General features: G+C 45.0%; 13 protein-coding genes. All 13 read left to right on the forward strand.

Annotated features, from left to right (window positions below):
- Positions 1-175: 175 nt before the first annotated feature.
- Positions 176-2,800, forward strand: coding sequence for an alanine--tRNA ligase (gene alaS / locus PFJ30894_RS07165; RefSeq protein WP_125669413.1), 2,625 nt, complete (start codon positions 176-178; stop codon positions 2,798-2,800).
- Between the two features lie 164 nt (positions 2,801-2,964).
- Positions 2,965-3,225, forward strand: a complete 261-nt coding sequence (locus PFJ30894_RS07170) for an IreB family regulatory phosphoprotein (RefSeq protein WP_021718294.1) — start codon at positions 2,965-2,967, stop codon at positions 3,223-3,225.
- Positions 3,226-3,244: 19 nt separating this feature from the next.
- Positions 3,245-3,673 carry a Holliday junction resolvase RuvX gene (ruvX, locus tag PFJ30894_RS07175; protein WP_125669415.1) on the forward strand — a complete coding sequence of 143 codons (429 nt, stop codon included), beginning with the start codon at positions 3,245-3,247 and terminating at the stop codon, positions 3,671-3,673.
- Positions 3,674-3,677: 4 nt separating this feature from the next.
- Complete coding sequence (locus tag PFJ30894_RS07180) at positions 3,678-5,270, forward strand: AsmA family protein (protein ID WP_125669417.1); 1,593 nt, start codon at positions 3,678-3,680, stop codon at positions 5,268-5,270.
- A 62-nt stretch (positions 5,271-5,332) separates the two neighbouring features.
- The gene (locus PFJ30894_RS07185) at positions 5,333-5,680 is read left to right on the forward strand and encodes a DUF1292 domain-containing protein (protein WP_021718297.1); all 348 of its coding nucleotides are present in this window, start codon (positions 5,333-5,335) and stop codon (positions 5,678-5,680) included.
- Between the two features lie 73 nt (positions 5,681-5,753).
- Entirely contained in the window at positions 5,754-6,764 is a 1,011-nt protein-coding gene (gene mltG, locus PFJ30894_RS07190; protein WP_125669419.1) for an endolytic transglycosylase MltG, read from the forward strand.
- A 9-nt stretch (positions 6,765-6,773) separates the two neighbouring features.
- Positions 6,774-8,009: a peptidase U32 family protein gene (locus PFJ30894_RS07195; RefSeq protein ID WP_125669420.1), complete on the forward strand. Its 1,236-nt coding sequence runs from the start codon at positions 6,774-6,776 to the stop codon at positions 8,007-8,009.
- Positions 8,003-8,233 carry a DUF4911 domain-containing protein gene (locus PFJ30894_RS07200; protein WP_021718300.1) on the forward strand — a complete coding sequence of 77 codons (231 nt, stop codon included), beginning with the start codon at positions 8,003-8,005 and terminating at the stop codon, positions 8,231-8,233. The genes PFJ30894_RS07195 and PFJ30894_RS07200 overlap by 7 nt, the downstream gene beginning before the upstream one ends.
- Before the next feature lie 71 nt (positions 8,234-8,304).
- Positions 8,305-9,363: a M24 family metallopeptidase gene (locus PFJ30894_RS07205; protein WP_021718301.1), complete on the forward strand. Its 1,059-nt coding sequence runs from the start codon at positions 8,305-8,307 to the stop codon at positions 9,361-9,363.
- A 23-nt stretch (positions 9,364-9,386) separates the two neighbouring features.
- A complete protein-coding gene (gene efp, locus PFJ30894_RS07210) occupies positions 9,387-9,944 on the forward strand; it encodes an elongation factor P (RefSeq protein ID WP_021718302.1) in 558 nt (185 codons plus the stop codon).
- Between the two features lie 153 nt (positions 9,945-10,097).
- On the forward strand, positions 10,098-10,592 hold the full coding sequence (locus PFJ30894_RS07215; RefSeq protein WP_197714923.1) for an Asp23/Gls24 family envelope stress response protein: 495 nt from the start codon (positions 10,098-10,100) through the stop codon (positions 10,590-10,592).
- A gap of 6 nt (positions 10,593-10,598) precedes the next feature.
- The gene (gene amaP / locus PFJ30894_RS07220; RefSeq protein ID WP_021718304.1) at positions 10,599-11,117 is read left to right on the forward strand and encodes an alkaline shock response membrane anchor protein AmaP; all 519 of its coding nucleotides are present in this window, start codon (positions 10,599-10,601) and stop codon (positions 11,115-11,117) included.
- 13 nt (positions 11,118-11,130) lie between these two features.
- The gene (locus PFJ30894_RS07225; RefSeq protein WP_021718305.1) at positions 11,131-11,358 is read left to right on the forward strand and encodes a DUF2273 domain-containing protein; all 228 of its coding nucleotides are present in this window, start codon (positions 11,131-11,133) and stop codon (positions 11,356-11,358) included.
- The last annotated feature ends 7 nt before the right edge of the window (positions 11,359-11,365 follow it).

Consider the following 11,365-nt stretch of genomic DNA (forward strand, 5'->3'; position numbering starts at 1 on the left):
CTCCTGAAATACTTGGCGTGGAGCCGTAAGTTTTTGCTTACGGCTTTTTTATATAAAGAAAAGTTTAGTGTCAGGAAAATAGTGTATACTTTGTCAGTTTAATTGACTTTAGCCGTTAATTTTTATATAATTTTTTATTATGATGTTTCGACTTTAAAGGAGCGATAAAACGATTATGAAGTACATGACTGGTAATGAAATTCGTGAGAAATTTTTAAAATTCTTCGAAGATAGAGGACATTTGATCCTGCCCAGCGCGTCACTCATTCCTCAGGATGATCCGACGCTGCTTTTGATTGGCGCCGGTATGGCTCCTTTCAAACCTTTTTTTACAGGTAAAATGAAACCGCCTTCTCCTCGTATTGCGACCTGCCAAAAATGCGTGCGTACAGGCGATATTGAGAATGTCGGCCGTACTGCCCGCCACCATACTTATTTTGAAATGCTTGGTAATTTCTCTTTCGGCGATTATTTTAAAAAAGAGATCATTCCCTGGAGCTGGGAATTTGTTACCAAAGAGTTGGGGATTCCTGCTGATAAGCTGTGGATTACTATCCATACCGAAGATGATGAAGCTTTTGATATCTGGCATAATGTCGTTGGATTGCCTGAAGAACGCATCGTACGGTTGGAAGAGAATTTTTGGGAGATCGGCAGCGGCCCCTGCGGTCCCTGCTCCGAGATTCATGTCGATCTGGGTGAAGAACGCGGCTGCGGCAAACCGACTTGTGCTGTAGGCTGCGATTGTGACCGTTTCCTGGAAATCTGGAATCTGGTATTCACTCAATATAATCAAAATGAAGATGGTACTTATACGCCGCTGGCTAACAAAAATATTGATACCGGTGCCGGTCTCGAACGTTTGGCTTCCGTGCTGCAGGGCAAACCGTCTAATTTTGAAACGGATCTGATTTTCCCGATCATTGAATATGCATCTGAAGTAGCGGCTGTAGAATATGGCAGAGAAAGAAAAACCGATATTTCTTTGAAGGTAATTGCCGACCATGCCCGCAGTATGACTTTTATGATCGCCGACGGTATCCTGCCTTCCAATGAAGGCCGCGGTTATGTTTTACGTCGCATTCTGCGCCGTGCTGTACGTCACGGACGTTTGATCGGCATCGACAAAATGTTTTTGGCCGGTGCTGTGGATGTGGTTATTGAAATGTACGGTCATGTTTATCCAAACCTGGTCGAAAAACGCGAATATATCCAAAAAGTTATCGAAATGGAAGAAACAAGCTTCCTGCGTACTCTGCGTCAGGGCAGTGAACTGCTGAGCGACGAGATAGCTAAATTAGAGGCGGCAGGCGCTACGGTACTGGATGGAGCTACAGCTTTTAAACTGAACGATACCTTTGGCTTTCCGTGGGAACTGACTGCTGAAATCTTGGAAGAAAACGGAATGACGATGGATAAAGCTGGTTTTGACGCGGCGCTGGAGGTTCAGCGTAAAATGGCGCGTGAAGCCCGTGATGATAAAGCAGGCCGTCCGGTTATTTATAATACCCGCGGTATTGATATTGCTTCCTTAAAGGTTGATGAAGCTGCAGATACAGGTAAAATCGTTATGCTGTACCCTGCGCATGACGCACAGCCGATCGAAAATGCAGAAGATGGTAAAGACGTTGCCGTTATTCTTGACGTTACTGCCTTTCATGCTGAAGGCGGCGGCCAGTTAGGTGATTTGGGCCGTATCACTGCTCCTACAGGTGTGATTGAAGTTGAAAATACCAAAAAACTGCCGGACGGCGCTACGATCCAGATTGGGCGTGTAGTTGAAGGTACGGTCAATGTGGGCGATGCGGTAACTTACGAAGTAAACAGCTGCCGCAAAAGCGATATTGCCCGTAATCATACGGCAACGCATTTGCTGCACGCAGCTTTGAAATCTGTCTTAGGCGGTCATGTCAATCAGGCAGGCAGTTATGTAGGTCCGGACCGTCTGCGTTTCGACTTTTCGCATTTCTCGCCGGTAACAGAAGAAGAACTGAGCCGCGTCGAAGCTATTGTTAATGAAGAGATTTTGGCAGCCAAGGGTGTGACCATTGAAGAACTGCCGATTGAAGAAGCTAAAAAACGTGGTGCGATGGCGCTGTTTGGCGAAAAATATGGCGATATCGTGCGTGTCGTTACTGTACCGGGTTTCTCTATGGAATTCTGCGGCGGTGTTCATGTGACTAATACCGCTCAGATCGGTATGTTTAAAATAATTTCCGAGTCCAGCACCGGTGCTGGCGTTCGCCGTATCGAAGCTGTGACAGGACATGGCGCTGTGGCTCATGTCAACGAAATGGAAGCTATGGTAAAAGGCCTGGCTGCAAGCTTGAAATGCCGTGTAACTGATGTGCCTGCACGTTTGACAGCTCTGCAGGGAGAACTGAAAGCTGTTGAGCAAAAAGCTGCCGAGCTGGCCGATAAGATCGCTAAAGCTCAGGTCAGTGACGTTGACAGTCAGATTCGCGACATCAAAGGTATCAAAGCTTTAGTGCAGCAGGTCAGTGTCGATGATATCGAAGCACTGCGTAATCTGGGTGACCAGATGCGTGATAAGGTCGGCGGCGTCGTTGTGCTGGCTTCAGTATTTGCCGACGGCAAGATCAGTATTCTGACTATGGCTACGAAAGATGCTGTCGCTAAAGGTATCCATGCCGGCAACATTGTCAAAGAGGTTGCCAGGATCTGCGGCGGCGGCGGCGGCGGACGTCCTGATATGGCACAGGCAGGCGGTAAAGATGCTTCTAAATTAGGTGAAGCGTTGGAAACAGCCTGGGGCGTTATCGAAACACAGGTAAAATAATAAATTGTGTAAAAAAACTTAAAGGCCGAGAGTATTCTCGGCCTTTATTTATACAAGTTCACAGTTATTTTATATTTTTTTGTCTCAAGGTATGCTACAATAGTAATGTATCTATATCAAACGGTTGTTCAACAAGGGAATTTTGTATCAAGGAGGGATCAACGATGACTCAGGTATCGCAGGAAACAATGATGTTTAAGCGCAACAATGAAAATAAAGACGTCTCGCAAACAATCAGCGAGGTGTGCAAAGCGCTGGAAGAAAAAGGCTATAATCCTATTGACCAGCTCGTAGGTTATCTGCTCAGCGGCGATCCTACATATATTACCAGTCATGATGACGCACGCACGAAGCTGCGTCGTTTTGAACGTTATGAGCTTATTGAAGAACTGGTAGTAAAATATTTGGAAAAAAACACAAAATAAGACGGGGAGAGCTGCTTACATGAGAAGTATGTCTCTGGATGTCGGCACGCGGACTATCGGCGTAGCCGCCAGTGATCTGATGGGGATGATCGCCAACGGGGTGGAAACAATCCGTCGTACCAGTGAAGATCGTGATCTGCAGCGTATCGGCGAGCTTATCGCTGAATATGAAGTAGATACGATGGTGGTAGGTTATCCTAAGAATATGAACGGCAGTGTAGGCGAACGTGCGCAGAGCTGCGAGGATTTTGCCAGAGTGATCGGCGAAAGGTTCCCGCAGCTTAAAATCGTCTTATGGGACGAGCGTCTTTCGACAGTTGCCGCTGAAAAAGTTTTGATAGATGCCGACCTGCGCCGCAGCAAACGCAAAAAAGTTATCGACATGATGGCGGCTGTGGTGATTCTGCAAAATTATCTGGATAGTCCACAAAGTAAAAGGACGGAATGAAAGTATGGCGAAAAAAATATTTATCGGCTTTGTTGCGCTGGTTCTGGTTGCTTTCGTGCTGCTGTTCCAGTTCGGAGGCCGTGCTGCCGAAGAACTCACTAAAAAGCTTCTGGCAGAGCAGACTGCGCTGCAGGGGACTTTAAAAGCCGAAGAGATTCAGGCTAACTGGTCGGGTGATGTTATTTTCAAAAATGTCGTCTGGGTAGGGCCGGATGGCAAAACGATTGCCGAAATACCTCTGGCTACGGTATCTGTCAATTTATTTGACGCTTTGCTGAAAGGCGGTACCGGAGCTTCTGTTGGTGATGTGGTGATCGATAAGCCCAGTTTTTTTGTGTCTTATAATAAAAAAGACGGTTTGAACATTGTCAATTATATCAATTTTCAGGTTGAAGAAGAGCAGAAGAACAATGAGCTACTGACTGTAAAAAAGGCGGCTGCAGCAACGCAGTTCCGCGGTTTGATGGAAATCAAGGACGCGAAGGTGAATCTGCTGCTGGAGAACAAGCCGCTGGATTTTGATAAAGTACAGTTCCAGGGAAATTTTAAACAATATCCAAAAATCAAATACGGTCTGCGTGTTAAAGACGGTAAAAGCGATATTATCGCTGACATCCAAAATGATTCAGGCACGACGGCAGTTGTGGCAGAGGTAAAGAAAATGCCGCTGCAGAATATCCTGAATGTTTTGCCGCAGACTGCTGATGTGGTGATCACTGAAGGCAATCTGCCTGACGTAAAAATCAGGGCTGATAAAGCCGATGATAAATGGACTTTGAATATCGACGGTACGATCGACGGTTTGAAAGGCTCTTTGATCAATTATCCTGTAACGAAAGGCAGCGGCAAGTTTTCGGCTGATACCGAGGCTTTGAAGTTTGCCGGACTGAATCTGGAGGTTGCCGGACAGACGGTGATCATAGACGGCAATGTTTATTATGCTGAAAAGCCGGAGGCAAAACAGACATATGCTTTGACTGTTAATGCGCCGAGCTTTGTGATAGAAGCTTTGAGTCCGGGCCTGGGCTTGAAGGATGCTGTTACCGCTTTGGGCAAGGTCAAGGGTACTATCGACAAACCTGAGGCTGAAGGCACCTTCGGACTTGATAAGCTGGCCTACGATCCGCTTTATATTACTGCGCTCAGCGGCAAGTTTCTGTATAAAGACGGAAAGCTTAATATCGGTGATGCTATTGGTAATGTTTATGCTGGTCAAGTCAATGTCAATGGTCAGATTGATACTAAAACCAAAGACTTCAAACTGGAAGTACAGGGTATAGACCTCGACAGCTCCGTAGTTACGGAAACGCAGGTCGACGGTCCGCTGTCATTTAAAATGCTGGCGATAGGAACTGCTGATGCAGGCAGTGCCACAGGTGCGGGCAGCTTCCGCATCGAGGAAGGCAAGTACATGATGCTGCCGTTCCGTTCCATCAAAGGTTCGATCACCAGACAGCAGGGAAAATTTGCTTTTTCCAATATCAAGATCGCTACCGCTGTCGGCAGCTTTGATACTAATATCATAGTTAAAGATAACGGTAAGCTTGGATTTGATCTGGATAAAGGTTTTTTAGCTGCACAGCTTGGTGAAAAATGATAAATTGACAGCATTACTGTAAATGATATAAAATGTATATAATTTAGAAACGAGGTGTCGTAATGGACCAAACAGAAAATAAAGAAAATATGGAAGCTATGGAAGAAGAACAAATCGTAGTTATTACTGACGATGAAGGCAACGAATTATATTTTCGTGAAGAAATGGTAGTACCTGTAGGCAAGAAAAATTTCGCTATTTTAGCGCAGATCAATTTGGAAGACTGCGAATGTGAAGATGAAGATTGTCACTGCCATGAACATGAGGAAGACGAAGAAGAAAATGTGATTATCGCCCGTATTGAGTTTGATGAAAACGGCGAAGAAGTTTATTTAGCTCCTACAGACGAAGAGTTTGATGAAGTAAAAGCTGCTTACGAAAAACTCATGGAAGACTGGGACGAAGAATAACAACTGCTAGTGCCGGACATACTGTCCGGCACTTTTTGAGCTTTATTATCTCTGGTGTGAAGGGAATGGAAAAATGAGGAAGGTACTGCCATTTTTTTTAGGCATCTTTCTGGTAGTTGTAGTAGGTGCTTACTGGGTATTGAACTACACTGGCAGCAATAAAGATCTGGCGACTGGAAGCCCGTATCTGATTACGGTTGAGCCGGGGATGACTACTGCGGATATCGCAAATCTTCTGCATAAGCAGAAATTGGTGAAAACTCCGGAAGCGTTTCGACTGGAAGCCAAATTCCGTGGATTGGAACGCGATCTGCAGGCCGGGCGTTATGAAATAACAGCCGGGATGTCTAACAGTGAGATCGTTGAAGTTCTGTCAAAGGGACAGGTGCAGCGGGTGAAGTTTACGGTTCCAGAAGGCTTTACCGTAGTTAAAACTGCGAAAAAAATTGAGGCGGAAGGTCTTGGTTCTGCTGAAAAGTTCATCGAAGCCGCGCGTAATTATACTCCATATCCCTATATGGAAACCAGTGATTCTAATGTTATTTATAAGGCGGAAGGATTTATTTTTCCCTCTACCTATATGTTTGACATCGGTATGAATGAAAAAGATATGCTGGCCATGATGGTCAAGGAATTCAATACGCAGATGAACAAAGAAAATATTCCGGAAGAAGCAGAAAAACAGAAAATGTCGATCAGAGATCTGGTAAATATGGCTGCCCTGGTAGAGATGGAAGCTGTTTTTAAAGAAGAACAGCCGCGCATTGCCGGAGTTTTTCTGCGTCGCTTAGAGATTTATATGCCGATTCAGTCAGATACTACTATTCAGTATATTTTGGGGACTCAAAAAGAAGAAATTACAATTGCAGATACCAGGATTCAAAACCCTTATAACACTTATCAAAATCCAGGTTTGCCGCCGGGACCGATTTCCAGTCCTGGGATGAGTGCGATCAAGGCTGTTTTAAATCCTGAAAAAACGGAGTATTTATACTTTGTTGCTGAAAAAGACGGACATCACCGTTTTACGAAAACTTATGCCGAGCATTTGAAGGCAATCGAAGATATTCATGGACCACAATAAGGAAGTAATATGACGAGAATGAAAAATAAGCCGGAGCTTTTGGCGCCGGCAGGAAATATGGAAAAATGTAAAATAGCTTTGCGTTATGGCGCTGATGCCGTTTATTTGGGCGGTAAGATGTTCGGGCTACGGGCTTTTGCCAATAATTTCAGTATTGAAGAAATTGCAGAAGCGGCTGCTTATGCGCACGGACTTGGCAAAAAGGTCTATGTGACGGTTAATATTTTTGCCCATAACGAAGATTTGGCCAGACTGCCGGACTATCTGCTGGAATTGCAGCAGGCCGGAGTTGACGCTTTGCTTATTTCTGATCTGGGTGTTTGGAACGTGGCACGTCAGACTGTACCGGAAATGCCGCTGCATGTAAGTACGCAGGCTAATACAAGTAACTGGGCAGCAGTGCAGGCATGGAAGGCACTGGGAGCTGAACGTGTCGTACTGGCACGCGAGCTGTCACTGGAGGAAATCCGGGAAATCGGTGCAAGGACTGATGTTGAGCTGGAAGCCTTTGTGCATGGAGCAATGTGTATCTCATATTCCGGACGCTGTCTGCTCAGCAGTTATCTGACTGGACGCGACGGCAACCGTGGTGCCTGTGCGCAGGCCTGCCGCTGGGAATATAGCCTTATCGAAAAGAACCGTTCTGATGAAGGCTTTGATATTGAAGAGGATGAACGCGGTACTTATGTAATGAATTCAAAGGATTTGTGTCTGATCGATCATATTCCTGATTTGATAGAGGCGGGCATTTGCAGCCTGAAAATCGAAGGGCGTATGAAAAGTATCCATTATGTAGCGACTGTGGTCAGCGTATACCGTAAAGCGATCGACGCTTACTGGAACGATCCCAAAAAATATCAGGTCACGGATGAATGGCGTCAGGAGTTGGAAAAAGTTTCTCACCGGCCGTATACGAAAGGGTTTGCTTTTGGCAAACCAGGTAGTGACGGACAGGTCTATACGACCTCCAGTTATGAACAGACACATGATTTTGTCGGTATCGTGCTTGAATATGATGCTGACGCTAAACGCGCTTATATCGAACAGCGCAACAATGTGAAAAACGGCGAGGTATTGGAACTGCTGATGCCGGACGGGGAACTGTTCCCGCTAACTTTAGAGGATATGCGTAATGCAGACGGAGAAAGTATCGACTGTGCACCGCATGCTCAACAAAAATTTTCTATCGTCAGCGACAGGGCTTTGATGCCTGATTCGCTGCTGCGGAGGAAGGTAATATGTTAGAAGACCGAAGTACCATCTACGCAAAGGTGGCGCCTGAGCGTATAGCAGACGTAAACTGGATCATGGAGGGCTATGAGCATCTGGCCTTAGTCAGCACGATTGATCATCAGGAAGGCATCATTCTTTTGCGTGGTACGCCTGATACCTATAATGATGTTTTAGAAATTGTTGAAAATATGCCGTTTTCAGTAGAAATTCTTGAAAGTTTTAATGAAGCTTTGTAGGCAAATTGTCAAAAGTGTGATAAAATATTTGGGTATCGTATTATTTTATAAAAAAAGTGAGGTAAGGATTTATGCCGCGTATCGGTAAAATCTTTGATTTTCTGGAAAAAGAACATTTGGATTGCGTCGTTATTAAAGACGTTAATACAATTCGCTATTTGACCGGCTTCAGAGGTGATTCGAGCATTCTTTATGCCGATGACCGTCGGGCTGTCCTTGTCACTGATGGCAGATACTTGTATCAAGCAAGGGCAGAAGCCAAATGCTGCCATATCGTCGAATATGCGGAAAACATCTGGCATACAGTTGCCGAATTGGCGCAGGATGCTAAAACAGTTGGTTTTGACGGCGATTATTTCACTTATAATGACTTCAATACTTTGCAGGAGCTTCTATGCGGCAAAGAACTGAAGGTCATTGACCTGAAATATATCCGTATGGTCAAAGATAAACGCGAGCTGGAATTGATGTGGCGCGCTGTAAAAATTGCCGACGAGGCGTATTTGCGGTTGCTGGATGAATTACAGCCCGGCATGACTGAAAAAACTCTGGCTGGCCGCCTGGAATACTATATGCGCAGCCTGGGAGCAGAAAAACTCGCTTTTGAAACTATCGTAGCTTCGGGTGAACGTTCTGCGCTGCCGCATGGTATCGCTTCCGATAAAGAAGTGGAGATCGGCGACTTTATTACTTTTGATTTCGGTGCAGTTTATGACGGCTATCATTCTGATATGACCCGTACCGTTGTCTTGGGGATGGCCAACTCATGGCATAAAGAAATTTATACCATTGTTGAAGAAGCCCAGTGGCGCGGTTTGAAAAATGCTAAACCCGGTATTACCGGTGCAGAGCTGGACGCTGTTGTCAGGGATTATATAACTTCCCGGGGGTATGGCGAAAACTATGTGCATGGGCTGGGACATGGTATCGGTCTTGAGATCCATGAAATGCCGAATATCAACAAACGCGGTCAGAATGTAATTTTGCAGCCCGGTATGACATTTACTGTTGAACCTGGTATTTACATCCCCGGCAAGGGCGGTGTACGTATAGAAGACACGGTTGTGTTGACCGACGAAGGCGCAAAAGTGCTGACCGGGGTTAAAAAACAGCTGATGGAAATTGTTTAATTTTTTATATAGGAGGACTATTTATGATTTCTACTAACGAATTTAAGACTAATGTGACTGTTACTATTGACGGCGATGCCTGGCAAGTCGTTGAGTTCCAGCATGTAAAACCTGGTAAGGGTGCAGCTTTTGTCCGCGCTAAAATGCGTAACATGTGTACTGGTTCTGTTGTTGAACGTACCTTTAATGCAGGCGAACGTCTGCCTAAAGCACGTGTTGACCGTCGTGAAATGCAATATTTATATGAATCTGACGGACAATATGTTTTTATGGATAACGAAAACTATGAGCAGACCGAATTGACAAAAGAGCAGTTGGGTAATGCTTTGAACTTCCTGAAAGAAAATATGGATGTTAAAATCATGGTTTACGAAGGCCGTATTCTCGGTGTTGACCTGCCGAATACTGTTGAACTGACCGTAGTTGAAACCGATCCCGGCATCCGCGGCGATACCGCTACCGGCGGCAGCAAACCGGCTAAAATGGATACCGGTTATGTTGTAAAAGTTCCTCTGTTCATAAACGAAGGCGATGTTCTTCGCATCGATACCAGAACTGGCGAATATATCGAACGTGCATAATTAAAAGCGACTGTTTAAACAGCGGTGAATTTACTTTCGCCGCTGTTTTTTTATGCATTTATACATAGTATTCACGCAGTAGTTATGGTATAATTAAAAGCAAAATAGGGTAAGTATATTCTGTTGCCGCACAGACAGGAGGTGGCATGGTAGTTGAAATCAGATTCTGAAGATAAAGAATTGGAAACCGGTACAGGGGAGTTTGTGAATGCAGACGATGCAGCTGAGAAAGAAGAACAGCTGCCTGACGAAATCGGTGATGTGAAAGTTGCCGACGAAGTAATCAGTATCGTTGCAGGACTGGCTGCGCAGGAAGTCAACGGTGTTATTGGTATGAGCGGCAGTTTTGCCGAAGGCCTGAATGAATTTTTAGGTAAGAAAAGTTTTGCCAAGGGTGTACGGATCACCGTCGATGGGCATGTTGTGACAGCCGCAGTTTATGTTAATGTTGAATATGGTTCATGTATCCCTGAAATAGCTTTGGAAATACAGGAAAAGGTTAAAGAAGCAATCGAGAACATGACCGGTTATGAAGTCAAATTCGTCGATGTGCATATACAGGGCGTGGCGCGCCGACCCAAGAGCGAATTGGAAGAGAGCCTGGAAAAAATGGACGCCGCCCATGAAAATTTCTTTGGTGAGGAGTGAGTTATTTTGGGAATACCTGATAGAATAATTTTAACTTTATACACTTTTTTGATGGCAGTAGTGGCTGTTTTGGTAGTGCTTTGCAGCTTGGGCGTTATCGGCCAGACTGCTATCACTGCTTTCTTTGCTACTATTCCCGGCAACTGGGAGTATGCGGTGGGCGGGATCATCATTCTGCTGGTAAGTATCCGCCTGCTTATTGCAGGTATTGGCGCGACTGGAATGACTTCGCTGACGATCAGCAGTGCCGATTCCGGTAAAGTATCTGTCGGTAAAAGCGCTATTGAAGATTATGTAGCGGAGATCGCTAAAGAGGTTTATGGTGTTTATGGCGTTAAGGTCGAGGCAAAAATGGGCGAAGAACATATCAGCATTCGCATCAATGCGTCGATAGAGCCTGGTATAAATATTCCTGAAACTACAGATGAAATTAAATATAATGTACGTGATACGATCAAAAAGGTCTTGGGTATGGAGATCAAGGACATAGATCTGTTCTTCAAGCAGATCAAAGCGAAAGGCTGAGGAGGTAGACGGCATGCTTAACGAAATTTTCAGTGATCTTTGGAAGAATTACCGTGGCCGGCTGCTGGGGTCTATATTTGGTCTGTTTATCGGCGTAATGTTTTTGATCTTAGGCTTTCTGCAGACGATTTTTCTGCTCATATGTATTACTGCCGGGTTCTTCCTCGGCAATAAGCTGGACAAAAAAGAAGACCTGATGGAATGGCTGGACAGACTGCTGCCGCCAGGCTATCATAAATAAATTTCAG

Origin of the sequence: Phascolarctobacterium faecium (assembly GCF_003945365.1) — a bacterium.
GTDB classification, from domain to species: Bacteria; Bacillota; Negativicutes; order Acidaminococcales; family Acidaminococcaceae; genus Phascolarctobacterium; species Phascolarctobacterium faecium.

What these genes read in the sequence shown, in the direction of transcription:
- alaS (WP_125669413.1), top strand. Translation starts at nt 176, where the DNA reads ATGAAGTACATGACTGGTAATGAAATTCGTGAGAAATTTTTAAAATTC.
- PFJ30894_RS07170 (WP_021718294.1), top strand. Translation starts at nt 2,965, where the DNA reads ATGACTCAGGTATCGCAGGAAACAATGATGTTTAAGCGCAACAATGAA.
- ruvX (WP_125669415.1), top strand. Translation starts at nt 3,245, where the DNA reads ATGAGAAGTATGTCTCTGGATGTCGGCACGCGGACTATCGGCGTAGCC.
- PFJ30894_RS07180 (WP_125669417.1), top strand. Translation starts at nt 3,678, where the DNA reads ATGGCGAAAAAAATATTTATCGGCTTTGTTGCGCTGGTTCTGGTTGCT.
- PFJ30894_RS07185 (WP_021718297.1), top strand. Translation starts at nt 5,333, where the DNA reads ATGGACCAAACAGAAAATAAAGAAAATATGGAAGCTATGGAAGAAGAA.
- mltG (WP_125669419.1), top strand. Translation starts at nt 5,754, where the DNA reads ATGAGGAAGGTACTGCCATTTTTTTTAGGCATCTTTCTGGTAGTTGTA.
- PFJ30894_RS07195 (WP_125669420.1), top strand. Translation starts at nt 6,774, where the DNA reads ATGACGAGAATGAAAAATAAGCCGGAGCTTTTGGCGCCGGCAGGAAAT.
- PFJ30894_RS07200 (WP_021718300.1), top strand. Translation starts at nt 8,003, where the DNA reads ATGTTAGAAGACCGAAGTACCATCTACGCAAAGGTGGCGCCTGAGCGT.
- PFJ30894_RS07205 (WP_021718301.1), top strand. Translation starts at nt 8,305, where the DNA reads ATGCCGCGTATCGGTAAAATCTTTGATTTTCTGGAAAAAGAACATTTG.
- efp (WP_021718302.1), top strand. Translation starts at nt 9,387, where the DNA reads ATGATTTCTACTAACGAATTTAAGACTAATGTGACTGTTACTATTGAC.
- PFJ30894_RS07225 (WP_021718305.1), top strand. Translation starts at nt 11,131, where the DNA reads ATGCTTAACGAAATTTTCAGTGATCTTTGGAAGAATTACCGTGGCCGG.